Origin of the sequence: Citrobacter sp. RHB35-C17, assembly GCF_013816795.1 — a bacterium.
GTDB lineage: Bacteria > Pseudomonadota > Gammaproteobacteria > Enterobacterales > Enterobacteriaceae > Citrobacter_A > Citrobacter_A amalonaticus.
In genome coordinates, this window is the sequence record NZ_CP057150.1 from 2,447,973 (window position 1) to 2,473,595 (window position 25,623).

The 25,623-nt window shown below is 53.2% G+C and carries 26 protein-coding genes; 13 read left to right on the forward strand and 13 right to left on the reverse strand.

Going from position 1 to position 25,623, the window contains the following annotated elements:
• Nucleotides 1–8: 8 nt before the first annotated feature.
• The 10 genes from HVZ37_RS11565 to pspA all read right to left on the reverse strand — a co-directional run bounded on the left by HVZ37_RS11565 (nucleotide 9) and on the right by pspA (nucleotide 8,353).
• Nucleotides 9–797, reverse strand: coding sequence for a sugar phosphate isomerase/epimerase (locus HVZ37_RS11565; RefSeq protein WP_109740278.1), 789 nt, complete (start codon nucleotides 795–797; stop codon nucleotides 9–11).
• 19 nt (nucleotides 798–816) lie between these two features.
• A complete protein-coding gene (locus HVZ37_RS11570; RefSeq protein WP_181627528.1) occupies nucleotides 817–1,869 on the reverse strand; it encodes a zinc-binding alcohol dehydrogenase in 1,053 nt (350 codons plus the stop codon).
• 28 nt (nucleotides 1,870–1,897) lie between these two features.
• Nucleotides 1,898–2,740: a carbohydrate ABC transporter permease gene (locus HVZ37_RS11575; protein WP_109740279.1), complete on the reverse strand. Its 843-nt coding sequence runs from the start codon at nucleotides 2,738–2,740 to the stop codon at nucleotides 1,898–1,900.
• Nucleotides 2,727–3,608 carry a sugar ABC transporter permease gene (locus HVZ37_RS11580; protein WP_181627529.1) on the reverse strand — a complete coding sequence of 294 codons (882 nt, stop codon included), beginning with the start codon at nucleotides 3,606–3,608 and terminating at the stop codon, nucleotides 2,727–2,729. The genes HVZ37_RS11575 and HVZ37_RS11580 overlap by 14 nt, the downstream gene beginning before the upstream one ends.
• 20 nt (nucleotides 3,609–3,628) lie before the next feature.
• The gene (locus HVZ37_RS11585; RefSeq protein ID WP_104446497.1) at nucleotides 3,629–4,921 is read right to left on the reverse strand and encodes an ABC transporter substrate-binding protein; all 1,293 of its coding nucleotides are present in this window, start codon (nucleotides 4,919–4,921) and stop codon (nucleotides 3,629–3,631) included.
• A 13-nt stretch (nucleotides 4,922–4,934) separates the two neighbouring features.
• The gene (locus HVZ37_RS11590) at nucleotides 4,935–6,644 is read right to left on the reverse strand and encodes a sugar phosphorylase (protein WP_230324103.1); all 1,710 of its coding nucleotides are present in this window, start codon (nucleotides 6,642–6,644) and stop codon (nucleotides 4,935–4,937) included.
• A gap of 159 nt (nucleotides 6,645–6,803) precedes the next feature.
• On the reverse strand, nucleotides 6,804–7,028 hold the full coding sequence (pspD, locus tag HVZ37_RS11595) for a phage shock protein PspD (RefSeq protein ID WP_043000556.1): 225 nt from the start codon (nucleotides 7,026–7,028) through the stop codon (nucleotides 6,804–6,806).
• Nucleotides 7,029–7,046: 18 nt separating this feature from the next.
• Nucleotides 7,047–7,406 (reverse strand): envelope stress response membrane protein PspC, encoded by a 360-nt coding sequence (gene pspC / locus HVZ37_RS11600; RefSeq protein ID WP_043000555.1) that lies wholly within the window; start codon nucleotides 7,404–7,406, stop codon nucleotides 7,047–7,049.
• Entirely contained in the window at nucleotides 7,406–7,630 is a 225-nt protein-coding gene (pspB, locus tag HVZ37_RS11605; RefSeq protein ID WP_042318763.1) for an envelope stress response membrane protein PspB, read from the reverse strand. Before pspB ends, pspC begins: the two co-directional genes overlap by 1 nt.
• Nucleotides 7,631–7,684: 54 nt before the next feature.
• The gene (pspA, locus tag HVZ37_RS11610; RefSeq protein WP_043000554.1) at nucleotides 7,685–8,353 is read right to left on the reverse strand and encodes a phage shock protein PspA; all 669 of its coding nucleotides are present in this window, start codon (nucleotides 8,351–8,353) and stop codon (nucleotides 7,685–7,687) included.
• Nucleotides 8,354–8,521: 168 nt separating this feature from the next.
• Here pspA and pspF point away from each other — a divergent pair, with 168 nt between their 5' ends.
• From pspF to osmB, 13 genes are all read left to right on the forward strand, one after another.
• Nucleotides 8,522–9,496, forward strand: a complete 975-nt coding sequence (pspF, locus tag HVZ37_RS11615) for a phage shock protein operon transcriptional activator (protein ID WP_044267222.1) — start codon at nucleotides 8,522–8,524, stop codon at nucleotides 9,494–9,496.
• A 112-nt stretch (nucleotides 9,497–9,608) separates the two neighbouring features.
• Nucleotides 9,609–11,252, forward strand: coding sequence for an ABC transporter substrate-binding protein SapA (sapA, locus tag HVZ37_RS11620; protein WP_181627531.1), 1,644 nt, complete (start codon nucleotides 9,609–9,611; stop codon nucleotides 11,250–11,252).
• Entirely contained in the window at nucleotides 11,249–12,214 is a 966-nt protein-coding gene (gene sapB / locus HVZ37_RS11625; protein ID WP_043000551.1) for a peptide ABC transporter permease SapB, read from the forward strand. Before sapA ends, sapB begins: the two co-directional genes overlap by 4 nt.
• Nucleotides 12,201–13,091, forward strand: coding sequence for a peptide ABC transporter permease SapC (sapC, locus tag HVZ37_RS11630; RefSeq protein WP_043000550.1), 891 nt, complete (start codon nucleotides 12,201–12,203; stop codon nucleotides 13,089–13,091). The genes sapB and sapC overlap by 14 nt, the downstream gene beginning before the upstream one ends.
• A complete protein-coding gene (gene sapD, locus HVZ37_RS11635; protein ID WP_043000549.1) occupies nucleotides 13,091–14,083 on the forward strand; it encodes a peptide ABC transporter ATP-binding protein SapD in 993 nt (330 codons plus the stop codon). Before sapC ends, sapD begins: the two co-directional genes overlap by 1 nt.
• Before the next feature lies 1 nt (nucleotide 14,084).
• Entirely contained in the window at nucleotides 14,085–14,891 is an 807-nt protein-coding gene (sapF, locus tag HVZ37_RS11640) for a peptide ABC transporter ATP-binding protein SapF (RefSeq protein ID WP_043000548.1), read from the forward strand.
• Between the two features lie 123 nt (nucleotides 14,892–15,014).
• Nucleotides 15,015–15,803: an enoyl-ACP reductase FabI gene (gene fabI / locus HVZ37_RS11645; protein WP_043000547.1), complete on the forward strand. Its 789-nt coding sequence runs from the start codon at nucleotides 15,015–15,017 to the stop codon at nucleotides 15,801–15,803.
• Nucleotides 15,804–16,003: 200 nt separating this feature from the next.
• Nucleotides 16,004–17,143 (forward strand): carboxymuconolactone decarboxylase family protein, encoded by a 1,140-nt coding sequence (locus HVZ37_RS11650; protein ID WP_181627532.1) that lies wholly within the window; start codon nucleotides 16,004–16,006, stop codon nucleotides 17,141–17,143.
• 89 nt (nucleotides 17,144–17,232) lie between these two features.
• Nucleotides 17,233–19,167 carry an exoribonuclease II gene (locus HVZ37_RS11655; RefSeq protein WP_043000545.1) on the forward strand — a complete coding sequence of 645 codons (1,935 nt, stop codon included), beginning with the start codon at nucleotides 17,233–17,235 and terminating at the stop codon, nucleotides 19,165–19,167.
• Nucleotides 19,168–19,414: 247 nt separating this feature from the next.
• Nucleotides 19,415–21,406, forward strand: a complete 1,992-nt coding sequence (gene pdeR / locus HVZ37_RS11660; RefSeq protein ID WP_044257827.1) for a cyclic di-GMP phosphodiesterase — start codon at nucleotides 19,415–19,417, stop codon at nucleotides 21,404–21,406.
• Nucleotides 21,407–21,588: 182 nt separating this feature from the next.
• Entirely contained in the window at nucleotides 21,589–21,771 is a 183-nt protein-coding gene (locus HVZ37_RS11665) for a hypothetical protein (RefSeq protein WP_044257733.1), read from the forward strand.
• A gap of 90 nt (nucleotides 21,772–21,861) precedes the next feature.
• On the forward strand, nucleotides 21,862–22,611 hold the full coding sequence (locus HVZ37_RS11670) for a DNA-binding transcriptional regulator YciT (RefSeq protein ID WP_043000543.1): 750 nt from the start codon (nucleotides 21,862–21,864) through the stop codon (nucleotides 22,609–22,611).
• 258 nt (nucleotides 22,612–22,869) lie between these two features.
• The gene (gene osmB / locus HVZ37_RS11675; RefSeq protein ID WP_042318738.1) at nucleotides 22,870–23,088 is read left to right on the forward strand and encodes an osmotically-inducible lipoprotein OsmB; all 219 of its coding nucleotides are present in this window, start codon (nucleotides 22,870–22,872) and stop codon (nucleotides 23,086–23,088) included.
• Nucleotides 23,089–23,211: 123 nt separating this feature from the next.
• On the opposite strand, the gene yciH is transcribed toward osmB, so the two are convergent.
• The 3 genes from yciH to lapB all read right to left on the reverse strand — a co-directional run bounded on the left by yciH (nucleotide 23,212) and on the right by lapB (nucleotide 25,620).
• Nucleotides 23,212–23,538, reverse strand: a complete 327-nt coding sequence (gene yciH, locus HVZ37_RS11680) for a stress response translation initiation inhibitor YciH (protein ID WP_043000542.1) — start codon at nucleotides 23,536–23,538, stop codon at nucleotides 23,212–23,214.
• Complete coding sequence (gene pyrF / locus HVZ37_RS11685) at nucleotides 23,538–24,275, reverse strand: orotidine-5'-phosphate decarboxylase (protein ID WP_043000541.1); 738 nt, start codon at nucleotides 24,273–24,275, stop codon at nucleotides 23,538–23,540. The genes yciH and pyrF overlap by 1 nt, the downstream gene beginning before the upstream one ends.
• Before the next feature lie 175 nt (nucleotides 24,276–24,450).
• Complete coding sequence (gene lapB / locus HVZ37_RS11690; protein ID WP_043000540.1) at nucleotides 24,451–25,620, reverse strand: lipopolysaccharide assembly protein LapB; 1,170 nt, start codon at nucleotides 25,618–25,620, stop codon at nucleotides 24,451–24,453.
• Nucleotides 25,621–25,623 lie beyond the last annotated feature (3 nt).

A 25,623-nucleotide genomic window follows, 5' to 3' on the forward strand; every position in this document is an offset into this window, starting at 1 on the left:
GCAACCTCTTAGCAGGTACGCAACCAGGCCAATGACTGACGGTAGGCTTCCGGCAGATTTTCTGCCCGCACCCGCCCTTCATACACCACGTAGCCCTGATAGTTATCTTCGCGCAACTGATCAAACAGCATGCTGAAGTTCAGGCTGCCGCTGCCCGGTTGATAGCGATGATTATCCGCGATATGCACATGTCCCAGCAGATCGCGGTTATCGTGCAGCGCCTTCGCCATATCATCTTCTTCGATATTCATGTGGTAGAAATCGCCGATGATCTGTACGTGCTTTAGATTGTTTTCCACAATGTACCGACGCGCATCCGCCAGCGTGTTGATCATATGATCCTGATAACGGTTAAGCGGCTCGAGATAGACGGTGGTACCGGTACGTGCTGCCACACTGTCAAGGTAACGTAGCGAGTCGCTGACTGCTTTGCGATCGCCAGCCAGACTGCGCGGCGAGGTCATTGGCGGTAGACGGAAGGTAAACATTCCCCATGCCGCAGGCACAATGATGCCCTGCCCACCCACTTCCGCCAGCGCTTCAAGAATGCGTTCGATCTGCTGTAATCCGTTCAGACGACGCTCTTCGATGAAATCGCCGATCCAGCCATCATAACCACCACAGGCGGTCGTGACTGGCAGGCCCGTTTCTTTAATGGCAGCCTTGACTTCATCAAGGTGATTAACCAGCAATTTGCCGTCGATCTCAAAGCCATCAAAGCCCATCTCTTTGATACAGCGAAACTTCTCCAGAATATTTTCCGGGAAAAATGCCTGATTCTGTGTGCCGATTTTCATTGCTCGTCTTCCTTTACGCTTAAAATGTGACGCCCATTTTGATGCTCTGTTCCGGATGTCTGTCGACATACTGCATATAGCTTTCCGGGCTAGCCGCAAAGGTCACCACCGGGTCGATAAGATCCTCACAGTTAAGATAACCATTCATCAGCAGTTCCCAGCAGGTCTCCTCAATACGTTTGCGACTCCAGCGCGGATAGTCCGGGTTCGGCTCGCTGCACGCGCGCGAGAAGACAATTCTGGCGTTATTGAAATGGGCTTCGCGCCCGAGATTGAAACCTTCGGCAAAGGGTTTGGCAAACGCGACATAAGAGATAGTGCCGCCATAAGCCAGCCCACGTAGCGCGGACTGCAACGCGTCGGCATAGCCGCTGGTTTCGATGATGACATCCGCCCCCTGCTTACCGGTCAGCATTTTGATCTCTTTACCGACATCAGTACCTATCGGATTCAGGCAGAAATCCGCGCCGTGGCGGCGAGCGATATCACAACGATGGGAGATCGGATCGATGCCGATGACTACCGACGCGCCAGCTTTCTTTGCCAACTGGACGGCTATCTGCCCAATCGCGCCAAGACCAACGATGACGACGAAATCACCTACCCGCACGTTGGCATCACGCACGCCGCTCATCGCAAACTGAGCCGGGTCGTAGCACACCGCGTTTTTCCAGCTCGCCCCCTGCGGCATCTTGCGGAGTTTGTAGTTATTGACGCCGTTAATAATGACCGTTTCGGCTAAAGGGGCGTAACCACAGACGCTATCACCAATGGCATAGTCAGTGACGTCGCTCCCGCACTCGATAATGTCGCCAACGACCATATTGCCGAGCTGGAACTTACCAAACTCAATACCGCGCGGCGCGTCTTTCGCACGTGGCGTAAACATTTGCCATTCGCTATTAAAATCTTCATCAATAAACGGACTGGCGGCGCGAAAATCCACCACTTCCGTACCGTGTTTCGGTGCGCCAAACCGCACGCGAATTTTCACCTCATTCGCCATGACAGCGCGATCGTCATACTCTACCAGCGCCGCGACGCGCGGTTCTGTTGCGACTAACTTCTTCATTTAGCACTCCTTGTTTAAACTGGCCGCTTTAGCCCTTCACGCCACCCGCGGTCAAACCACTCTTAATAAACCGTTCCGAAAGCGCATACATAATGACAACCGGTAATGCCGTCACCAGCGACGCCGCCATCATCCGCCCCCAGATATAATCCGGTGTACTGAACAGGGTGTTCAGGCCCACCGGCAACGTGAAATTGCTGGCGCTGGAAAGAAAGATCGAGGCGAACAGATAATCGTTCCAGGCCACCATAAAGCAGTAGACAAAAACCGATACCAGTCCGGACATCGCCAGCGGCACGGTAATGCGAAAGATGATTTGCAGGCGATTCAGCCCATCCATCATCGCTGCTTCTTCAATCTCATCCGGAATCGTGTCGAAATAACTTTTCAGCATGAATACCGCGGTCGGCAACGTCTGGGTGACCATGGTGACAATCAACGCCATTTCTGTGTCGTAAATGCCCAGCGCGGTAATGATTTTGAACAGCGGGACCACCAGCAAAATGCCGGAGAACATGTAGACGGTGTAAAAACTGGCATTGATGGTCATCCGCCCTTTAAAACGCAGTCGGGACAGCGCGTAGGCACCGAGCGTGCCCAGGAATACCGCCACCACCGATGACGCAACGGATACCAGCAGGCTGTTACGAAAGTAATCAATAAACGGAAAAATCAGTGGATTAAAAATGTCGATGTAATGCTCAAGCGTCCACTCTTGCGGCAGCAATGTCGGGTGCAATGAAATCGCTTCTTTCGCGCTTTTGAACGACGTCATTAACATCACAAAAAAGGGAAACAATGTGATGATCAAAAACACAATCAGGCCACAATAAAAGCCCACGCGTCCGAGTCTGCGTTTATTTGTTGCCATTGAGGTTCACCCTATTTCTGGTCAGTAAAATGACGGCGAAAATAATGATAAAAAGCACGACGGAAATGGCTGCAGCTTTACCTAAATCATTAAAAGCAAACGCTGTTTTGTAGAGATACACCCCGAGAATGTCGACCTTTGTCGTCAGCAGGTACACATCGGCAAACATATAAAACATCCAGATGGTACGCAGGGTAACCACCGTCGCCAGGACCGGCATAATGGCGGGGAGCGTGACGATACGAAAACGCTGCCAGGCATTCGCGCCATCCATTTCGGCTGCTTCATAGAGCGATTTATCGATGGTCTGCAAAATTGCCAGAAACGAAATAAAGGCGTACGGGAAATAGCGCCAGATGGCAAACAACACCACCAGCACGAAACTGCTACCGGGATTGTCGAACCACAAGGGGGCCTGATTGTACAAATGCAGCAGATCGACTCCCAGATAGTTCACGATGCCGTATCCGCTGTTGAACATGTACTTCCAGGCAAAGACCAGCGAGATAGACGGCGTGACATAAGAGAGAATCACCAGTGAGCGCGCCGTCTTGCGTAACCGGAACTCGCGATTAAAGAACATCGCCACCCCGAGTCCGAGCACGGTACTGCCCGTCACCACCAGCGCGGTATACCAGACCGTCATCCACAACGAATGCCAGAAATCCGGATCGGAAAGGATGCGAACGTAATTCGCGACCCCAACAAATGTGGCGTTGATACGCGGATTCAGCGGCAGGCGCAGAAAGCTGATTTCAATATTCGATAGCATCGGCCATGCCACGAGGCCACCCAACAGAATCAAACTGGGTGCCAGCAATAGCATCGCAAAGGGCATATCGGAGCGACCGGAGAATAATCGGGCCATAACGACGTTCCTCTTACCCATCAACGCTGCCCTACCAGGGCATCCAGTTTTTGCTGGCTTTTCTGAAGCGTTGTCGGGAGATCGGCTTTGCCTACCGTCACGTTATGTACCGTCGTGCTTATCACGCCGGAACCGGTGACGTCCCCCATACGGGTGAAGTTCTTATCCCCTACCGCGCCAAAAACCTGAATATTCGGTAGCTCAGCAATGAGTTGTGCCGGAAGCTCACCTAACGCTTTAATCACGCTGTTGTTTTGCCAGGTTTGGGTTTTTACGACCTCCTTATTGACCGGCAACGCAGCGCCCGGCGACATCATCACCCAGTCAGCGATGTTGTCTGCCTGTTCCATAAACGCGACAAACTTCTCGGCTGCCGCCGTCTCCTCTTCTTTTTGCCCATTCGTGATCGTCAGTGAGGTCAACATGCCATAAACGGCCGCTGTCTTTTCGGTCGGAACCACAAAGCCCACGTTCTGGGGATCCCCTTCTTTAATTATCGCGGGGAGAATGTAGGTGGAATAAATCGCCATCGGCGCAGTACCATTCATAAAGGCATCTTTCACCTCCATGATGTCGTTAGAGCCCGGCATCGTGGTGGCGGCCAGATCGCGGTAATATCCCAACGCCTGATTCATTTCAGGCGTGTTGAACGTGATGTGGCCCTGGGCATCAAAGACGTTGGCATTATTGGATAAGGCAAACTGCGAGAAGGATTGCTCCGTCAGCACGCTTTCTGCGGTCGGCAGGGCAATGCCATATTTTTTATGCGCCGGATCATAGAGTTTTTGCGCAGCGGCAAGCAGCGTTTCCCAGTTTTTCGGTTCATCCAGTCCCGCCTGAGCAAGGATGTCTTTGCGATACCAGATACCGCCGATCCAGGCGCTCACCGGAACCCCTGTCCACGCGCTGCCATCTTCGGTACGAACGATGCGCAATACGCCATCGTAGAAGATATCTTCCCCGACCTTCTGAATGACGTTCGCCACCGCATCCCGATCGATTAACTGCTCTTTATCCATGACCTTGGCATAGTCATGACTGGTTTCGATCACTTCCGGTAGCGACCCGCTTCTCGCCAGCGTAATAACTTTGGTGTTATAGGCATCTTCTTCAACCGGAACCTGCTTAACACTGATATCCGGGTTCGCTTTTTCAAAGCGTTTAATCAGCGTGGTAATAACGGCCTGGCGCTCCTGTTCCACAGAAGAGTGCATAAACTCAATTGAAACATGGGCGGGTTTATCATCCTTACAACCAGAAATCAGGGCGCAGGAAACCAGTGCTGATAACAGCACCATTTTAGTTTTGATCATCAGATATTCCTTTTTATTTTTTAATCCACATAACCTGCCAGGGTTGCAGTGTTAATGTCTCTCCGGAAACACTCACTCCGCTAATTAAATCAACGCCTGTATAAATACTGGCATCAATGATTTGTTGGCGATCGCTAAAATTAAAAAGTGCATTGATTTTTTCATGTTCATCGGCCGAGCGAATAATCCGCAGAACAGAAGGTGTCAGACAGCGAATATCAAACATGGTCTCGGGATGAAACGCCTTATTACCCCTGCGAATAACAATTAATCGGGACAACGCCTGATAAATCTCATGACGAAGAGAACCTTCAGTCATCAATTCCTGTTCAATTGATTTTTGCTCATATTTTTTTCGGTTAATAGCCCGGTTATAACCGTGTTTTTCGACGCCTTCGTAGTCATTGCGCGACCCCAGAATGCTCTGAATATAAATCGCAGGAACGCCAGGGAAGGTTAATAGCAGAACATGGGTGAGAATAAATTTGGCAAGGCGTTCTTCATCGCTGTCATCCTGATGGCCTAACGCATCCATCCAGGTCACATTTAATTCATACGGACTCCGGGTGCCATCTGGATTATTTTTCCAGTTCACTAAGGCCCCTTCTTTCTGCAGATCCGTCACCAGTGTCAGAATATCGTCTTCCGCTAACAGCCCGCGCAGTGGATTCAATCCAATGCCATCATGCGAAGCCAGAAAGTTGAACCAGGTGGTCTCTGTCGAAGGCAATGATAACGACTGCGCCCATTGGCACAGCACCCGGCAATCCTGGCGATGCAGGGAGTGCAGGACAAGTGGCGGCAAAGAGAACTGATAAACCATATGTGCTTCGTCATGCCCGTTACCCAGATAGGAAACATTGTCTTTGTGCGGGACATTGGTCTCAGTAATGATGACCGTGCCGGGGGCGACCTCATCTGCTATCGCGCGAAATAACTTGATCAGTTGATGCGTTTTTTCCAGATGAATGCAGGTCGTACCCGGCGTTTTCCACATGTAGCCAACGGCGTCCAGACGTACATAATCGGCTCCGTGTTCCAGGTAGGTCAGCAGTACGTCAATCATGGCAAGTAGCACGTCCGGGTTACTGTAGTTGAGATCAACCTGGTCTTCGCTAAATGTCGTCCATAAATAACGAACGGATTTATCCTGCATGGTAAACGGTGTTAATAACGGCAATGCCCGTGGACGCGTTACGGCATGTAATTCAGTCTCTGGGTCCATCTCAATAAAAAAGTTTTCGTATCCAGGAGCTTGCCGCAAATAACGTTCAAACCAGTCACTTTTTGCTGACATATGATTGCAAACAAAATCAAACATCAAACAACAGGAGCGGTTTAACTCACGAATATCATTCCACTCGCCGGCTTCGGGAGACACCTGATAGTAATCAATAACCGAAAAACCATCATCTGATGACCAGGGGTAAAATGGCAAAAGGTGAACATGTGAGAATACCGAGGAAAACCAGCGCATCCAGAACTGATTAAAGGTTGGCAGCGGTTTTTCTTTCTCGCTATGAAATTGATCGGCATACGTAATGAGCACCACATCACTTTCATCCCAATGAGGTTTACGCTTTTTATTAATAATCTTACGCGCCCTTTCCATGCGCAGTTTTAATGATCCATCGTGAAGCCCTGTCCATGTATCGCCATAGACGGCGCTGAGGCATTCCTTAATTTTTCGGTTCACTTTGTTTTTCCGTGGTAGCGGTCCCATGACAAAAAAGACTACTCTCGAGGAAATTAACTGTCAATGCAGTGAAAGAGGTTAAAAGCAGGAATTAATAGAATTTTAGCAGCTCAACAATCGATTTGTGAGCTGCCGCAAATTAATAACCAGGATGTGATTTAATTGTTAAAAAGAAGGCAATGGAAATTAACTTCCAGAATAATGTTTTGAAATTTTCGCCGCCATACGGCTTAAAAACGGTTCCAGAGCCAGCGCCAGCAACATTTTTAGCGGACGACGGGCGACGGATTTTACTGCCCACCCTGCGACACCCGCGGGGCCGTAGCGTAGCGCAGTCAGAAGCACCAGCTTACCTGCTATTTTCATACCGGGTTTTACCTTTTGCCCGGCGCGTTGCCAGCGATTATTCATCTCAGCTCTCTTAATGACTTACAATTGACGGAAACGGCTACGCAAAGTAAACGTGTCCGAGGTGACATAACGCTCCATTTCACGTAAGCGTTTCTCCCCCGCCGCCAGTTCTTTATCGACGATATCCAATAGCTCACCGCTGGACGGTTGCTGCTCGCCTGCGGCAAGGTTATCCGGCATCGGATCAAGCACAAATGCCAGAATGATGTAGACGACCAGGGTAAAAAAGGCCAGCCCGAAGAAGATCGACAACACCACTAAAATACGCACCAGTTTTACCGGCACATCCAGATACTGCGCGATCCCTGCGCACACGCCTCGCAGCATGCCCTGCTGCGGAATACGCCATAATTTTTTGTTCAGATCAATGCCGCCCATTAGCGATCCCTCCAGTTCGGATGTTCCGCATCGAGAATATCTTCCAGCGCCTGAATACGTTCACGCATGCGCTGCGCGTCATCGGTCAACTGAACTAAACGTTGCTGTTCGCTTTGCGATAATTCTCCGCGACTGGAACGGTTGCTGTAATGCAGCCATAGCCAAATCGGTAACACAAACAGCACGAAGATGGTTAACGGAATGGCCAGAAATAGCGCGCTCATGAGGTCTCCTTACAGGTGATGAGCGGCGGCGCGTTCGAGCGCCGCCAGGTATTATTATTGCTTGTCTTGCTGCATTTTGGCTTTCAGTTGCGCCAGTTGTTCGCTGATTTCATCATCCGCTTTCAGGTCGGCAAACTGCTGATCCAACGTTTTCTGTTTGCCAAAGTTGTGGCTTTCAGCTTCCGCTTCCATGTGGTCGATGCGACGCTCGAAAGATTCAAAGCGCGCCATCGCTTCATCCAGCTTACCGCTGTCCAGTTGACGACGCACGTCACGGGATGAGCTGGCGGCCTGATGGCGCAACGTCAGCGCCTGCTGACGGGCACGGGTTTCGCTGAGTTTGTTCTCCAGCTCGCCAATCTCTTTTTTCATGCGCGTGAGCGTATCGTCCACCAGCGTCACTTCATGCTCCAGATTGCCAATCAGATCGGTCAACTTCTGTTTTTCGATCAGCGCGGCGCGGGCCAGATCGTCCTTCTCTTTACGCAGCGCAAGCTCCGCTTTCTCCTGCCACTCTGCCTGCTGAGCCGTCGCCTGTTCGATGCGGCGTGATAACTGTTTCTTTTCCGCCAGCGCACGTGCCGAGTTGGAACGCACTTCAACCAGCGTATCTTCCATTTCCTGAATCATCAGACGAACCAGCTTCTGCGGATCTTCCGCTTTCTCGAGCAGTGCGTTGATGTTGGCATTCACGATGTCGGCGAAACGAGAAAAAATACCCATAATTCTATCCTCACATTTTTCTGATGTCGGGCGATGCCCTGCTGATTCTCTAATACAATCCGCGTGCCAACTTTTTAATTTATTGATTTATATTGAGATGTACGGTTTTACCTCGACGAGAAAACAGGGTAAAGTGGTGAAATACACTAACATGTGGCGAAATTCATCATGGCAGAATACAAAGATAATTTGTTAGGGGAAGCCAACAGCTTTCTGGAGGTACTGGAGCAGGTTTCCCGCCTCGCGCCGCTGGACAAACCGGTACTGATTATCGGCGAGCGCGGTACCGGTAAGGAACTGATTGCCAACCGTCTGCATTATCTCTCCTCTCGTTGGCAGGGGCCGTTTATTTCGCTTAACTGCGCGGCGCTGAATGAAAATTTACTCGACAGTGAACTGTTCGGTCATGAAGCCGGGGCGTTTACCGGTGCGCAAAAGCGCCATCCCGGACGTTTTGAACGGGCCGACGGCGGCACGCTGTTCCTGGATGAACTCGCCACGGCCCCAATGCTGGTACAGGAAAAGCTGCTCAGAGTGATTGAGTACGGCGAGCTCGAGCGCGTCGGCGGCAGTCAGCCATTACAGGTAAACGTCCGTCTGGTTTGTGCGACCAATGCGGATCTTCCGTCGATGGTTAACGAAGGATCCTTCCGGGCAGATTTGCTTGACCGACTGGCGTTCGACGTGGTGCAACTGCCGCCGCTGCGCGAACGTCAGGCGGATATCATGCTCATGGCAGAACACTTTGCTATTCAGATGTGCCGGGAAATTCGTCTGCCGCTGTTCCCCGGATTTACAGCGTATGCCAGAGAGACGCTGCTTAACTACGCCTGGCCGGGAAATATCCGCGAATTAAAAAACGTGGTCGAACGTTCGGTATACCGGCATGGCACCAGCGAAACGCCGCTGGATGAGATTGTGATCGACCCATTTAAACGCCACGCGCCAACGCCCCCTGCCGCTGAAACCGCAGCAACGGGTCCTTCGCTGCCCCTCGATTTACGTGCGTTTCAGCAGCAACAGGAGAAAGAGCTGCTGCAAACCAGTCTGGAACAGGCAAAATTTAATCAGAAACGGGCGGCGGAATTACTCGGGCTGACCTATCACCAGTTGCGCGCATTGCTCAAAAAACATCAGATTTAGCGCGTCTCACCCCCTGATTGCGCATATTTACGCCAGTTGCCCGCAGACATTTGTACCTCGCGGGCGATAGTGCGATACACTTTGCAAATCGTACCTAAAAACCTTAAAAATTATGCGCCTGGTTTTATCGTCTCTGATCGTGATGGCTGGACTTCTGAGTGGTCAGGCTACTGCTGCGCCTGAAACCGCCCCACGTGAAGATATTCGTGACAGCGGCTTTGTCTATTGCGTGAATGGACAGGTCAATACCTTCAATCCGCAAAAAGTGAGCAGCGGGTTGATTGTCGACACGCTCGCCGCCCAGCTCTATGATCGGTTGCTGGATGTCGATCCCTATACTTATCGTCTGGTCCCGGAACTGGCGGAAAGCTGGGAAGTGCTGGATAACGGCGCCACTTACCGCTTCCATCTGCGCCGCGACGTGGCGTTTCAGAAAACGGACTGGTTTACGCCTACGCGTAAACTGAATGCCGACGACGTGGTTTTTACCTTTCAGCGCATCTTTGATCGCAACCATCCGTGGCATAACGTCAACGGCGGCAATTTCCCCTATTTCGACAGTCTGCAGTTCGCCGATAACGTGCAGAGCGTGCGTAAGCTCGACAGTCACACCGTGGAATTTCGCCTGACGAAGCCGGACGCCTCTTTCTTATGGCACCTCGCAACCCACTATGCGTCCGTGATGTCGGCGGAGTATGCTGATCAACTGACAAAACAGGATCGCCAGGAACAGCTTGACCGCCAGCCGGTTGGCACCGGCCCGTTCCAGCTTTCCGAGTATCGCGCTGGACAATACATCCGCCTGCAACGTCATGACAAATTCTGGCGGGGCAAGCCGCTGATGCCGCAGGTGGTAGTGGATCTCGGATCCGGCGGAACCGGACGTTTATCGAAACTGCTTACCGGCGAATGTGACGTGCTGGCCTGGCCCGCCGCCAGCCAGTTGACGATCCTGCGCGACGACCCACGCCTGCGCCTGACCTTGCGTCCGGGGATGAACATCGCCTACCTGGCGTTTAATACCGACAAGCCTCCGCTGAATAATCCGGCGGTTCGCCACGCGCTGGCGCTGTCCATCAATAACCAGCGTCTGATGCAGTCTATCTATTACGGTACGGCGGAAACGGCGGCCTCTATTTTACCTCGCGCCTCGTGGGCCTATGACAACGAGGCTAAAATAACAGAATACAATCCGGCTAAATCCCGCGAACAGTTAAAAGCGCTGGGGCTAGAGAACCTGACGCTGCGACTGTGGGTGCCGACCAGTTCACAGGCGTGGAACCCGAGCCCGCTGAAAACCGCTGAACTTATCCAGGCGGATATGGCGCAGGTTGGGGTGAACGTGGTGATTGTACCGGTTGAAGGTCGTTTCCAGGAGGCGCGGTTGATGGACATGAACCATGATCTGACGTTGTCCGGCTGGGCAACCGACAGTAACGATCCGGACAGTTTCTTCCGCCCGTTGCTCAGCTGCGCGGCCATCAATTCACAGACTAACTTCGCCCACTGGTGCAACCCGGAGTTCGACAACGTGCTGCGCAAAGCGCTCTCTTTTCAGCAGCTTTCTGCGCGTATTGATGCGTATGATGAAGCGCAGAACATTCTCGCTAAAGAGTTGCCCATCCTGCCGCTCGCCTCGTCACTGCGTCTGCAGGCCTATCGGTATGACATTAAAGGCCTGGTGTTGAGCCCATTTGGTAATGCCTCTTTCGCCGGCGTGTCGCGCGAAAAAAACGATGAGGTGAAAAAACCATGATTATCTTCACCTTGCGTCGTTTGCTGTTGCTGATGGTCACACTGTTTTTTCTGACCTTTATCGGCTTCAGTCTGAGCTATTTTACGCCACATGCGCCGCTACAAGGCGCATCGTTGTGGAATGCCTGGGTGTTCTGGTTCAATGGCCTCATCCACTGGGACTTTGGCGTCTCCAGCATCAACGGACAGCTTATCACTGAACAGCTCAAAGAGGTGTTCCCGGCCACGATGGAGCTATGCACGCTGGCGTTCGGCTTTGCGCTAATGGTGGGGATTCCGGTGGGTATGCTGGCGGGCATTACCCGCAACAAGTGGCAGGACCGCTTGATCAGCGCCCTCGCCCTGCTCGGCTTTTCAATCCCCGTGTTCTGGCTGGCACTGCTGCTGACCCTTTTCTTTTCCCTGACTCTCGGCTGGCTGCCGGTGTCGGGCCGATTCGATCTGCTTTACGAAGTGAAACCGGTCACCGGTCTGGCTATTGTCGATGCGTGGATCTCTGACTCTCCCTGGCGGGATGAGATGGTGATGAGCGCAGTGCGCCATATGGTGTTGCCGGTGCTGACGCTGGCGGTTGCGCCGACCACCGAAGTGATTCGCCTGATGCGTATCAGTACCATTGAGGTGTTTGATCAGAACTACGTGAAGGCTGCGGCCACGCGCGGTTTGTCACGATTTACGATCCTGCGGCGCCATGTACTGCATAACGCCTTACCGCCGGTGATCCCCCGCCTGGGCCTGCAATTCTCAACGATGCTGACGCTGGCAATGATCACCGAGATGGTCTTTAGCTGGCCGGGTCTCGGTCGTTGGTTGATTAACGCCATCCGTCAGCAGGACTACGCAGCGATATCCGCAGGCGTGATGGTCATTGGTTCGCTGGTCATCATCGTCAACGTGATTTCCGATATTTTGGGTGCTATGGCTAACCCTCTGAAACATAAGGAATGGTATGCCTTACGATAGCGTTTATAGCGAAAAGCGCCCGCCAGGTACGCTACGAACCGCATGGCGCAAATTTTATGGCGATACTACGGCAATGGTTGGCTTGTACGGCTGTGCAGGGCTGGTGGTACTGTGCCTGTTCGGCAACTGGTTTGCGCCGTATGGCATCGATCAGCAGTTCCTCGGCTATCAGTTGTTGCCGCCCTCCTGGTCACGCTATGGCGAAGTCTCTTTCTTCCTCGGTACTGACGATCTGGGACGCGACGTCCTGAGCCGACTGCTCAGCGGCGCAGCCCCCACCGTGGGCGGCGCGTTTGTCGTTACGCTCGCCGCAACGCTGTGCGGGCTGTTTCTCGGCGTGGTCGCCGGAGCAACGCACGGTCTGCGTTCTGCCGTGCTGAATCATATTCTCGATACGCTGCTGTCGATTCCGTCTCTGCTGCTGGCGATTATCGTTGTCGCCTTCGCCGGGCCGCATTTAACCCATGCCATGTTTGCCGTCTGGCTGGCGCTGTTGCCACGCATGGTCCGTTCGGTCTACAGCATGGTGCATGACGAACTGGAAAAAGAGTACGTCATCGCGGCGCGTCTTGATGGCGCCTCGACGCTGAACATCCTCTGGTTCGCCATATTGCCCAACATTACCGCAGGACTGATCACCGAAATCACCCGCGCGCTGTCGATGGCGATACTGGATATTGCCGCGCTCGGTTTTCTCGATCTTGGCGCGCAGCTCCCCTCTCCCGAATGGGGTGCGATGCTGGGCGATGCGCTGGAGCTGATTTACGTTGCGCCGTGGACGGTGATGCTGCCCGGTGCAGCCATCATGATCAGCGTCCTGCTGGTCAACCTGCTGGGTGACGGCGTTCGCCGCGCTATCATTGCGGGGGTGGAATAATGCCATTACTGGATATCCGCAACCTGACCATTGAATTTAAGGCCGGTGAAGAGTGGGTCAAAGCCGTCGACCGCGTCAGCATGACCTTAAGCGAAGGGGAAATTCGTGGGTTGGTGGGTGAATCCGGCTCCGGTAAGAGCCTGATTGCCAAAGCCATCTGCGGCGTCGCCAAAGATAACTGGCGCGTCACCGCCGACCGGATGCGTTTTGACGATATCGACCTGCTGCGCCTTTCGCCGCGTGAGCGACGTAAACTGGTGGGACATAACGTTTCGATGATTTTCCAGGAGCCGCAGTCGTGTCTGGATCCGTCCGAGCGCGTGGGTCGCCAGTTGATGCAAAACATTCCGGCATGGACGTACAAAGGCCGCTGGTGGCAACGTATTGGCTGGCGGAAACGTCGCGCCATTGAACTGCTGCACCGCGTCGGGATTAAAGATCATAAAGACGCCATGCGCAGCTTCCCGTATGAACTGACCGACGGTGAATGTCAGAAAGTCATGATTGCCATTGCGCTGGCGAATCAACCGCGACTGTTGATTGCGGATGAGCCGACCAACGCGATGGAGCCGACCACTCAGGCGCAGATCTTCCGCCTGCTGACGCGCCTGAATCAGAACAGCAATACTACCATTTTGCTGATCAGCCATGACCTGCAGATGCTCAGCCAGTGGGCGGATAAGATTAACGTGCTGTACTGTGGTCAGACGGTGGAAACCGCGCCGAGTAAAGAGCTGGTGACGACGCCCCATCACCCATACACCCAGGCACTGATCCGCGCTATTCCTGACTTTGGTAGCGCCATGCCGCACAAAAGTCGTCTGAACACCATGCCCGGAGCCATCCCTTTGCTGGAACAATTGCCCATCGGTTGCCGTCTTGGGCCACGCTGTCCCTACGCACAGCGCGAATGTATAGAAACGCCGCGTCTGACCGGGGCGAAAAATCATCTCTACGCCTGTCATTTCCCCCTCAACATGGAGAGAGAGTGAGATGGTTGAGACCTTACTTGAAGTTCGCAATCTGAGTAAAACCTTCCGCTACCGGACAGGCTGGTTTCGCCGTCAGACCGTAGAAGCCGTGAAACCGCTGAGCTTTACCCTCCGTGAGCGACAGACACTGGCCATCATCGGCGAGAACGGTTCCGGCAAATCCACGCTGGCCAAAATGCTGGCAGGAATGGTTGAACCAACCAGCGGCGAGTTACTGATTGACGATCATCCGCTCGAATTTGGTGATTATTCGTTTCGCAGTCAGCGCATTCGCATGATTTTCCAGGATCCGTCGACCTCGTTGAACCCGCGTCAGCGTATTTCGCAAATCCTCGATTTTCCGTTGCGCCTGAATACCGACCTTGAGCCGGAACAGCGACGCAAGCAGATTATTGAGACCATGCGGATGGTAGGACTGCTGCCCGATCATGTCAGCTATTATCCGCATATGCTGGCGCCAGGACAAAAACAGCGTCTGGGACTCGCCCGCGCGATGATCCTGCGCCCGAAAGTCATTATTGCCGATGAAGCGCTGGCGTCGCTCGATATGTCGATGCGCTCGCAGTTAATCAACCTGATGCTGGAATTGCAGGAGAAACAGGGTATCTCTTATATCTACGTCACCCAGCATCTTGGCATGATGAAACACATTAGCGATCAGGTTCTGGTGATGCATCAGGGGGAAGTCGTCGAACGCGGCAGTACCGCCGATGTACTGGCCTCTCCGCTGCATGAACTGACAAAACGATTAATCGCCGGTCATTTTGGCGAAGCGCTGACGGCCGATGCCTGGCGAAAAGACCGTTAACCGCTCTCCTGTTGTGGTCGGACTCGATCGCCCGATGTCACATGTTAGAATGACCGCGCTTTAACGGCATCTGGCCCCCTAACCGAGGCCGGTCGCCACAACATTCACATAAGGATTTAAGCTATGGGTTTTCTTTCCGGTAAGCGTATTCTGGTGACTGGTCTTGCCAGCAAACTGTCCATCGCCTGGGGTATCGCTCAGGCGATGCACCGCGAAGGTGCGGAACTGGCATTCACCTACCAGAACGACAAACTGAAAGGCCGTGTGGAAGAATTTGCTGCTCAACTGGGTTCAGACATCGTTCTGCAATGCGATGTCGCAGAAGATGAAAGCATCGACACCCTGTTCGCAGAGCTGGCCAAAGCCTGGCCGAAATTTGACGGTTTCGTTCACTCGATCGGTTTTGCCCCTGGCGATCAGCTGGACGGCGACTACGTGAACGCGGTCACCCGCGAAGGCTTTAAAATCGCTCACGACATCAGCTCCTACAGCTTTGTGGCAATGGCGAAAGCCTGCCGTTCTATGCTGAATCCGGGTTCTGCCCTGCTGACGCTCTCCTACCTGGGCGCTGAGCGCGCGATCCCGAACTACAACGTAATGGGGCTGGCAAAAGCGTCTCTGGAAGCGAACGTTCGGTATATGGCGAACGCGATGGGCCCGGAAGGTGTACGTGTTAACGCCATCTCTGCTGGTCCGATCCGGACTCTGGCCGCCTCCGGCATCAAAGATTTCCGTAAAATGCTGGCGCATTGCGAAGCGGTAACCCCGATTCGTCGTACCGTGACTATCGAAGATGTGGGCAACTCTGCAGCCTTCCTGTGCTCCGATCTGTCCGGCGGTATCTCTGGTGAAGTGGTTCACGTTGACGGCGGATTCAGTATCGCTGCAATGAACGAACTGGAACTGAAATAATCGTGCCGACTTCCCCCGTGGGCGGCGCCCTGCCGCCCATGCTCTTAACTCTTCCCAGCAATATAGCTTTTTGATCTTTGTTATCACGCAACAATCTTTCATCCCTTCCCCCGCTTACGCCAGGATAAAGCAGCGAGAACGATCCGGCGTGATTCGACGACGACGTGTCCGGGTCGCCACATACAGACCAAGGAACGCCCATGGAACAACGCCGATTCAACGGCAAAAGCCACTGGTATCATGAAACCCAGTCCAGCACCGGTCCGCAGGACGTGTTGCCGCTGGTGCCCGAAGCCGCACACGTTGAAGACCGCTTTCTGTTGGATTTGGTGATCCCTGAAGATGCGCTTTTACCCTTTCAGTCCTGGCTGCAACCGGCCCGCCAGCTTGCTCATGAACTGTTCCCTGACACCGTTTTGTTGAACCGCCTACATACCTTCAGCGCCTATGAACGCATGAGTACCGCGTTGACGGTCGCCCAGGTGTATGGTGTTCAGCGGCTTTGCAACCACTATGCCGCCCGTTTGACGCCGCTTCCCGGCCCGGATTCGTCACGTGAAAGTAATCACCGGCTGGCGCAGATTACTCAGTACGCGCGCCAGCTCGCCAGTTCACCCTCAGTGATTGATAACCGCGCGCGCCAGCATTTATGCGATGTTGGCCTTTCTGCGTGGGATATTGCATTGATGAACCAAATCATCGGCTATGTCGGTTTTCAGGCGCGTGTCGTCGCTACGTTTCAGGCATGGCTGGGGCAACCGGTACGCTGGGTGCCAGGTCTGGACACACAATCATTCGCCGACGTATCCCTGTTTCAGCAACCCGATGCCACCTGGCATTCGGCGCACGAGCAGGTCGAACTGCGCTTCGCAACGGCGGAACAGTTGGAGTGTCTGTCGTGTTATCAGCCAATCGCCGCCCTTCAGCCCATCGCTCCTAATCTGGTTCATCAACCGACGCTGCTTACGCTGCTCGGTACCCTGCTTAAAAGCACATTGTCCATTGAGTCCCCCGCGCACAATTTCACCACACTACTGACATCGCGAATTAACGGCAGTGCAAGCTGCTTTAACCAGCAGGCGACGTCAGTGGAATTCGCCGACTTACTGCGCCAGAGCGAACACGAAATAGAACGCCGGGAACAACAGCAGCCGGTTGAGCGTCCGCTGTTCCAGGCGATACAATTGTTGACGCGTGCCCCCGATCGTTTTAGTGCCGCGCAGTTCAACCCGTTCAGCGAGTCCTGTACCTCCGTTGAACAGGCAATCAACCTGCTGGCCTGGTCGGGGTTATGCGGATGGCTGAATCGTCTGAAAATCGCGCTGGGCGAGACACATTAACCCTTTCATTGCCATAAAGAGCGCTTGCCGCATCAGGTACTTTCGCGTAAAACTGTCAGCCGCTCTTATGGCCACGAAAATAGACAAATATGTTTCAGGACAACCCGCTGCTAGCGCAGCTTAAACAGCAACTGCATTCCCAGACGCCACGTGCTGAAGGGGTGGTAAAAGCCACGGAAAAAGGCTTTGGCTTCCTGGAAGTCGATGCGCAAAAAAGTTATTTCATTCCACCGCCGCAGATGAAAAAAGTGATGCATGGCGACCGTATCATCGCCGTCATCCACACTGAAAAAGATCGCGAATCTGCGGAGCCGGAAGAGCTGGTTGAGCCGTTCCTGACCCGCTTTGTCGGTAAAGTACAGGGTAAGAACGATCGCCTGTCCATCGTGCCGGATCACCCGCTGTTGAAAGACGCCATTCCCTGCCGCGCCGCTCGCGGTGTGGAGCATGAATTTAAAGAGGGTGACTGGGCCGTTGCTGAAATGCGCCGTCATCCGCTCAAAGGCGATCGCACCTTCTTCGCCGAATTAACCCAGTTCATCACGTTTGCCGACGACCACTTCGTCCCCTGGTGGGTCACCCTGGCGCGGCATAATCTTGAAAAAGAAGCGCCGGATGGCGTAGCGACGGAAATGCTGGATGAAGGGCTGGAACGTCAGGATCTGACAGCGCTGAATTTCGTTACTATCGATAGCGCCAGCACGGAAGATATGGACGATGCGCTGTATGCCGAAGAACTGGCTGACGGCAAATTGCAACTGACCGTGGCGATTGCCGACCCTACCGCCTGGATCGCCGAAGGCAGCAAACTGGATAACGCCGCGAAAATCCGGGCGTTCACTAACTATCTGCCGGGCTTCAACATTCCAATGTTGCCACGCGAACTGTCTGACGACCTCTGCTCACTGCGCGCCAATGAAGTGCGCCCGGTACTCGCCTGTCGCATGACCATTGCCGCAGATGGCACCATTGAAGATGACATCACGTTCTTCGCTGCCACCATTGAGTCAAAAGCAAAACTGGCTTATGACAACGTCTCTGACTGGCTGGAAAACCGCGGTCGCTGGCAGCCTGAAAGTGAAGACATCGCCCAGCAGATTCGTCTGCTACAGCGTATTTGCCTGAGCCGTGGTGAGTGGCGTCATCAGCATGCGCTGGTGTTTAAAGATCGCCCAGACTACCGCTTCATTCTCGGCGAAAAAGGTGAAGTGCTCGATATCGTCGCAGAACCGCGTCGCATCGCGAACCGGATTGTCGAGGAATCCATGATTGCGGCCAACATCTGCGCTGCACGCGTGCTGCGCGACAAACTCGGCTTTGGCATTTACAACGTTCACCTGGGCTTTGACCCGGCCAATGCCGATGCGCTGGCCGCGCTGCTGCAATCTCACGGAATGCATGTGAACGCCGAAGAAGTATTAACTCTGGAAGGCTTCTGCAAGCTGCGTCGTGAACTGGATGCGCAACCGTCGGGTTTCCTCGACAGCCGTATTCGTCGCTTCCAGTCTTTTGCGGAAATCAGCATTGAGCCGGGTCCGCACTATGGGCTGGGTCTGGAGGCTTACGCCACCTGGACGTCACCGATTCGTAAGTATGGCGATATGATCAACCATCGCCTGCTGAAAGCCGTCATCAAAGGTGAAACCATTAACCGTCCGCAGGAAGAGATCACCGTACAGATGGCTGAGCGTCGTCGCCTGAACCGCATGGCGGAACGCGATGTTGGCGACTGGTTATATGCCCGCTTCCTGAGTGATAAAGCGGGCACGGATACCCGCTTCGCGGCGGAAATCATTGATGTCAGCCGTGGCGGGATGCGTGTACGTCTGGTGGATAACGGCGCGGTAGCCTTTATCCCTGCGCCATTCCTGCATGCGGTGCGCGATGAACTGGTTTGCAGCCAGGAGAGCGGCACCATCCAGATCAAAGGTGAAACCGTCTATAAAGTGACGGATGTGATTGATGTCACCATCGCCGAAGTGCGGATGGAAACCCGCAGCATCATCGCCCGTCCTGCCGCCTGACGACCTGCCCAGTAACGGCCTTTCTTTTCAGGAAAGGCCGTTTTCTTTCCCCCAAATCGCCATTCTCTCACTACACTCTGACTGTCAGCCGGATATATTTTCTACAGCGCCTATGCTTTTTCCCGGTTCTGAATTACAAATAAATACATAAACAAAACAAGATGTTCAGCTACCGTAATTTTTAATTAACGCTGGCTAATCCCTTCCATTCAGGGTTGTTTGTGCTTTAAGCGGGAGGGTGTTCATGATGAAAGACAGTCTGGAGTCCACAACGTTGTATAGCTTTTTGGGTACTCACGCGCCTTACTGGCGTTTGTCAGAAGATTCCAACACCCTGCATTTGTCCGTCACCGAAGCGACCGACCGAGTGGAGAGCGTTGAGCTTGCGCCCGAGCAAGCCGAACGGATCCGTGAAATGACCGTCATCACCTCCGGTCTCATGATGACACTCCCCTTTGAAGACAACGATGTCCCGGTGCACCTGGTGGGCCGCAAAATTAACAAACATGAATGGGCTGGCAGTGCGTCGGCCTGGCACGACACCCCTTCTGTTGCGCGTGACCTGGTCAAGGGACTCTCATTTGCTGAACAGGTAGTGACAGAAGCCAACTCGGCGATTGTGATCCTCGACAGTCGGGGTAACATTCAGCGCTTCAATCGCCTGTGTGAAGAGTACACCGGGTTGAAAGAGCAGGAAGTGATTGGACAGAGCGTCTTTAAACTCTTCATGAGCCGCCGGGAAGCCGCCGCTTCGCGTCGCAACATCAGCGGCTTCTTTCGCAACGGCAACTCGTATGAAGTGGAACGCTGGGTAAAGACCCGCAAGGGACAGCGTCTGTTCCTGTTCCGCAATAAATTTGTCCACAGCGGCAGCGGTAAAAACGAAATCTACTTGATCTGTTCCGGTACGGACATCACGGAAGAACGACGTACGCAGGAACGGTTGCGCGTGCTGGCGAATACCGACACGATTACCGGGTTGCCAAACCGCAACGCTATCCATGAACTGATCAACGAGGCCATCGAACAGGCTGGCGACAGTCAGGTGGGTATTGTTTATCTCGACCTGGATAACTTCAAGAAGGTGAACGATGCCTATGGTCATATGTTTGGCGATCAGCTTTTGCAGGCAGTATCGTTAGCCCTCCTGAGCTGTCTGGAAGAGAATCAACTGCTGGCACGTCTCGGCGGTGACGAGTTTATTGTGCTGGCCAGCCAGACGTCTCAGAGCTCGCTTGAGGCGGTCGCCTCGCGGATCCTCACCCGATTGCGCCAGCCCTTTCGTATCGGCCTCATAGAAGTCTATACCGGCTGTTCTGTTGGTATCGCGATGGCGCCTCAGCACGGCGAGGACAGCAGCAACCTGATCCGCAATGCGGATACCGCAATGTACACCGCCAAAGAAGGCGGACGTGGCCAGTTCTGCGTTTTCTCGCCAGAAATGAACGAGCGGGTATTCGAATACCTGTGGCTGGACACCAACCTGCGCAAAGCGCTGGAAAACGATCAGTTACTGATTCACTATCAGCCGAAAGTGACCTGGCGAGGTGAAGTCCGCGGCCTTGAGGCGCTGGTGCGTTGGCAGTCCCCTGAACGTGGGCTTATCCCTCCGCTGGAGTTCATCTCATACGCTGAAGAGTCCGGGCTGATTGTGCCGCTCGGCCGCTGGGTGATCCTCGATGTTATACGCCAGGTCGCGAAATGGCGGGATAAAGGCATAAACCTGCGCGTGGCGGTTAACATCTCTGCCCGGCAACTGGCTGATCAAACGATTTTCACCGATCTGAAGCGCGTATTGCGCGAGCTCAATTTCGAATATTGCCCTATTGATGTCGAGCTGACGGAGCGTTGCCTGATTGAGAACGAAGAACTTGCGCTATCCGTCATTCAGCAGTTTAGCCAGCTTGGCGCTCAGGTGCACCTGGATGACTTTGGTACCGGTTATTCCTCGCTTTCGCAACTGACGCGTTTCCCAATTGATGCCATTAAGCTGGATCAGATTTTTGTCCGCGACATTCACAAAAAGTCGGTGTCACAATCGATGGTGCGCGCGATCGTCGCCGTGGCACAGGCTTTGAATCTCCAGGTGATTGCCGAAGGTGTGGAGAGCGCCAAAGAGGATGCTTTTCTGACGAAAAACGGCGTCAATGAGCGACAAGGTTTTTTATTTGCCAAACCGATGCCTGCCGTTGCGTTTGAGCGCTGGTACAAACGTTACCTCAACAAGAAAAAGCGCTAAGCCAGCAATATGATCATCCGGGCGAAACGGGAAGTATCGCTTTTCGCCCTATTCATATCTGTCTGTAATCGCGGAATATATAATATTCCCCAAAGGTACAGGCCTGGCGGAATTTTCCCTTCTCTTTTGCCGCCATTTTTTGCATCATTAAATCCTTTCATACTTTGACCAAGGATCCCCCCATGTCTGATATCGATGCTAAACGGGTTGCCGAGCGTATTGATACCGTGCTTGATATCCTGGTGGCCGGTGATGTCCACTCCGCCATCCATAATCTCGAAATTCTGAAGGCGGAATTGTTGAGTAAGGTGCAGGATGACGCCATATCAGCGGCGAACAAGCCCCGGGCACCGTGGGAGATCTAAATTTTTCGCGCGCGGCTTGTGTCGCCTGGATGCCACACCGCCGCATGTGTTTAATCTCGCGGTATCATTACCGCTATAAAAACTAACGCTATGAACTCCCGACAACAAAAAATTTTGCAAATGGTCATTGATAAAGGCCAGATGAGCGTCTCTGAACTGGCCAAAATCACTGGCGTTTCTGAAGTTACCATTCGACAGGATCTAAATACCCTCGAGAAGCAGAGCTTTCTGCGCCGCGCGCACGGTTTCGCCGTTTCGCTGGATAGCGAAGATGTGGAAACCAGGATGATGACCAACTACACCCTGAAGCGTCAGCTTGCCGAGTTTGCGGCGTCGCTGGTCAGCCCTGGCGAGTCGGTATTCATTGAAAATGGCAGTAGCAATGCCCTGCTGGCAAGAACGCTGGCGGAACAAAAGGACGTCACCATCATCACGGTCAGCAGTTACATTGCGCACCTGCTAAAAGAGACGCCCTGCGAAGTGATCCTGCTTGGCGGTATTTATCAGAAAAAAAGCGAAAGCATGGTGGGACCGCTGACTCGCCAGTTTATTCAGCAGGTCCATTTCAGTAAGGCGTTTATCGGCATTGATGGCTGGCAGACCGAAACGGGATTCACGGGGCGCGACATGATGCGTGCTGATGTGGTCAATGCCGTGCTGGAGAAAGGTTCGGAAGCCATTGTCCTGACCGACAGTTCAAAATTCGGCGCGGTCCATCCCTACACCCTTGGCCCTATCGAGCGGTTTAGCCGTGTGATCACCGATGCCAGAATTAGCGCCAGTGACCGGGCGCTGATGGAACAGCGTGGTCTGACCGTTAATATCGTCGACGCTGAGTAAAATATCCGCAAATGATTTGCTCATCGCAGATCATTTGCGCTCTGAGACTATTCTGACTCCCGAATTAAGACTATTTACCTGTTGTTCACAGGCGAAAGTCGTAAAATTACTATTAGCGATATAACAGGAAGTGACTATCACCTGCGTGATATTACCCTGCGCACTAAGGTTTCACGGATGCCCTCTTTAATGATCGATATTTTAACTATAGTTAAAGAGAGCTTACTTCCGTGAATCGTTAATTCAGGAGAAAGTATTATGTTTGTAACGAGCAAAAAAATGACCGCCGCCGTGCTGGCGATTGCCCTGGCAATGTCCCTGAGCGCCTGTTCTAACTGGTCTAAACGTGATCGTAACACCGCTATTGGTGCAGGTGCGGGTGCATTAGGTGGCGCTGTCTTAACGGATGGTAGCACACTGGGTACGCTGGGTGGTGCCGCTGTCGGTGGTATTATCGGCCACCAGGTAGGTAAATAATCGTAAATAATCTACGGTTGTCCGGCTCGATATAATAATACGATTATTTTTTTCTGGTCTGCACTACACAGTTTATTTAGCAGTAACAATAAAAGCCACGATATTTATATCGTGGCTTTTTCGTTAACCACCTGCCAGTTTCACTTTCAGGCCGCGAGCTTCCAGTAGCGACTTAATTAAATCGCGCTTATCACCCTGAATTTCAATTACGCCATCTTTGACTGCTCCACCGCAGCCACATTTTTTCTTCAGTTCCGCAGCCAGTTTGCTGAGTTCGCCGTCATCCAGATCAATACCAGTAATCAGGCACACGCCTTTCCCCTTGCGCCCGCTGGTCTGGCGCTGGATACGGACAATACCGTCGCCCTTCGGACGTTCGGGCGCGGCTTTAGGTTCATCAATCCGCCCACTCTCCGTCGAATAAACCAGACGGCTGTTGGAATCGCTCATTACGCCTCCCGCTTCAATGACGCATTGATGGCCTTCAGCGTCTGCGCCGGATCGTCAGACTGCGTCACCGGACGACCAATAACCATATAATCAACACCCGCCGCCAGTGCCTGTTCAGGGGTCATAATCCGCCGCTGATCTCCAGCGGCGCTGCCCTGCGGTCGGATACCCGGGGTAACCAGTTTGAAATCGCGGCCAAATGCCTGCTTAAAGCGCACCGCTTCCTGAGCTGAACAGACCACGCCATCCAGACCACATTTTTGCGTCAATGCCGCCAGGCGCTCGGCGTGCTCAGCCGGTGACAGTGTCACGCCGATATCCGCCAGATCGCTGGCTTCCATACTGGTCAACACGGTGACCGCGATTAACAGCGGCGCATCTTTACCAAACGGCACCAGCGCTTCACGGGCGGCGGTCATCATTCTCGCCCCACCCGACGCATGGACGTTGACCATCCAGACGCCAAGATCCGCTGCAGCAGCCACCGCATGAGCGGCGGTATTTGGGATATCATGGAATTTCAGATCCAGAAAGATATCAAAGCCACGCTGCTGGAGATCGCGTACCAGTTGAGGTCCGAACAGCGTGAACATCTCTTTGCCAACTTTCAGACGACAGTCGCGCGGGTCGATTCGATCGACAAACGCCAGGGCGCTATCACGGTTATTATAATCGAGAGCAACGACGACGGGAGAATCGGTAGCAGCGCGGGGAGAAGATGAAGCAGTTAACGTCATAACCAGGCCTTCTTGCTAAGGGGGCAAATGGGTAAACGGCGTGCATTCTACCTGTCAGGCGCAAAAATTAACAGACGCGATTACACCACTGCCAGGCGATGTGGCGCTGATGCCAACGTGAGGAAGTGGACAAAACCATTAGTATGTTGTAACTAAAGCGGGATTTTTTTTAAAATTACAATCCATCAAGTCCGCGAATTGGCTTAATCGTTGACCAGGCACGGCAGGATGGACAGTGCCAGTACAGGGTATACGCGGTAAAACCGCATTTAGAGCAGCGGTAGCGCGGCTTGCTACGCACCTGCTCGCCCACCATATCACGCAGCACCATCAGGCTCTCTTTTGCACGACCCTCTTCGGCTTCGTTAAGGTGATAATCCATCAGCTTATGGAATACGCGCATCGTCGGATGACGCTGGAGCTGACGGGTAATATACACCTGCGCGGTCTCCGTCCCTTCGCGCGCTTCGAGAATATCGGCCAGCATCAGTTCTGCGGCCGCGCCGGTATTTTCTTCTACCGCACGGCGCAAGAATTCCGCCCATTCATCATTTTTACCTAGCTGTTGATAGCAGGTCTGGAGCATTTCCAGCGTTTCGCTGACCAGTTCTTTATCCTGGGAAATCACCCGCTGGAGACATTCAACGGCCTTCGCGTAATCGCCCTTCGCCATCCAGACGCGACCCATCATGATAGAAACCCTGGCGCTATTTTTATCCGCCGCTGCCCCTTTTTTCAGCAGCGCCATGGCGCGATCCATATCGTCGCTGCCCATCTGTTGCAACGCCAGTTCGCAGTAAAAATGGGCGATTTCGATACGCTGTTTATCTTTACCCAGTTTGACCAGTCGCTCGGCAACCTCAATGGCCTTCTGCCAGTCACTGGTCGCCTGATAGATCTGCAACAGTTGCTGCAACGCACCTACGCGAAATTCCGTTTCATCAGTAAGCTGATTAAACATATCCTCCGCCCGGTCATACAGCCCGGCGGCCATGTAATCACGGCCTAACTGCTGAACCGCCAGCAGCCGCTGTTCATAGGTCAGCGAGGCGCTTTCCATGAGAGTCTGGTGAATACGGATGGCGCGGTCGACTTCGCCGCGAGAGCGGAACAGGTTTCCGAGGGTGAGATGAGCCTCAACGGTGCCGGTATCCTCTTTCAACATATCGAGGAACAGATCCACCGCTTTATCTTGTTGGTTGCTCAGGAGGAAGTTAACCCCCGCGACGTAATCGCGGGACAGGCGGTTAGCTTCATCCTGTTTTGTTTGTTGCGCACTTCTGCGACCCATATACCAGCCATAGGCGGCAGCAACAGGTAAAAGCAGAAACAACAACTCCAGCATAAA

Bases quoted from the DNA above. Each gene is read 5' to 3' on its own strand.
- HVZ37_RS11565 (WP_109740278.1), bottom strand. From the start codon at position 797: ATGAAAATCGGCACACAGAATCAGGCATTTTTCCCGGAAAATATTCTG.
- HVZ37_RS11570 (WP_181627528.1), bottom strand. From the start codon at position 1,869: ATGAAGAAGTTAGTCGCAACAGAACCGCGCGTCGCGGCGCTGGTAGAG.
- HVZ37_RS11575 (WP_109740279.1), bottom strand. From the start codon at position 2,740: ATGGCAACAAATAAACGCAGACTCGGACGCGTGGGCTTTTATTGTGGC.
- HVZ37_RS11580 (WP_181627529.1), bottom strand. From the start codon at position 3,608: ATGGCCCGATTATTCTCCGGTCGCTCCGATATGCCCTTTGCGATGCTA.
- HVZ37_RS11585 (WP_104446497.1), bottom strand. From the start codon at position 4,921: ATGATCAAAACTAAAATGGTGCTGTTATCAGCACTGGTTTCCTGCGCC.
- HVZ37_RS11590 (WP_230324103.1), bottom strand. From the start codon at position 6,644: ATGGGACCGCTACCACGGAAAAACAAAGTGAACCGAAAAATTAAGGAA.
- pspD (WP_043000556.1), bottom strand. From the start codon at position 7,028: ATGAATAATCGCTGGCAACGCGCCGGGCAAAAGGTAAAACCCGGTATG.
- pspC (WP_043000555.1), bottom strand. From the start codon at position 7,406: ATGGGCGGCATTGATCTGAACAAAAAATTATGGCGTATTCCGCAGCAG.
- pspB (WP_042318763.1), bottom strand. From the start codon at position 7,630: ATGAGCGCGCTATTTCTGGCCATTCCGTTAACCATCTTCGTGCTGTTT.
- pspA (WP_043000554.1), bottom strand. From the start codon at position 8,353: ATGGGTATTTTTTCTCGTTTCGCCGACATCGTGAATGCCAACATCAAC.
- pspF (WP_044267222.1), top strand. From the start codon at position 8,522: ATGGCAGAATACAAAGATAATTTGTTAGGGGAAGCCAACAGCTTTCTG.
- sapA (WP_181627531.1), top strand. From the start codon at position 9,609: ATGCGCCTGGTTTTATCGTCTCTGATCGTGATGGCTGGACTTCTGAGT.
- sapB (WP_043000551.1), top strand. From the start codon at position 11,249: ATGATTATCTTCACCTTGCGTCGTTTGCTGTTGCTGATGGTCACACTG.
- sapC (WP_043000550.1), top strand. From the start codon at position 12,201: ATGCCTTACGATAGCGTTTATAGCGAAAAGCGCCCGCCAGGTACGCTA.
- sapD (WP_043000549.1), top strand. From the start codon at position 13,091: ATGCCATTACTGGATATCCGCAACCTGACCATTGAATTTAAGGCCGGT.
- sapF (WP_043000548.1), top strand. From the start codon at position 14,085: ATGGTTGAGACCTTACTTGAAGTTCGCAATCTGAGTAAAACCTTCCGC.
- fabI (WP_043000547.1), top strand. From the start codon at position 15,015: ATGGGTTTTCTTTCCGGTAAGCGTATTCTGGTGACTGGTCTTGCCAGC.
- HVZ37_RS11650 (WP_181627532.1), top strand. From the start codon at position 16,004: ATGGAACAACGCCGATTCAACGGCAAAAGCCACTGGTATCATGAAACC.
- HVZ37_RS11655 (WP_043000545.1), top strand. From the start codon at position 17,233: ATGTTTCAGGACAACCCGCTGCTAGCGCAGCTTAAACAGCAACTGCAT.
- pdeR (WP_044257827.1), top strand. From the start codon at position 19,415: ATGAAAGACAGTCTGGAGTCCACAACGTTGTATAGCTTTTTGGGTACT.
- HVZ37_RS11665 (WP_044257733.1), top strand. From the start codon at position 21,589: ATGTCTGATATCGATGCTAAACGGGTTGCCGAGCGTATTGATACCGTG.
- HVZ37_RS11670 (WP_043000543.1), top strand. From the start codon at position 21,862: ATGAACTCCCGACAACAAAAAATTTTGCAAATGGTCATTGATAAAGGC.
- osmB (WP_042318738.1), top strand. From the start codon at position 22,870: ATGTTTGTAACGAGCAAAAAAATGACCGCCGCCGTGCTGGCGATTGCC.
- yciH (WP_043000542.1), bottom strand. From the start codon at position 23,538: ATGAGCGATTCCAACAGCCGTCTGGTTTATTCGACGGAGAGTGGGCGG.
- pyrF (WP_043000541.1), bottom strand. From the start codon at position 24,275: ATGACGTTAACTGCTTCATCTTCTCCCCGCGCTGCTACCGATTCTCCC.
- lapB (WP_043000540.1), bottom strand. From the start codon at position 25,620: ATGCTGGAGTTGTTGTTTCTGCTTTTACCTGTTGCTGCCGCCTATGGC.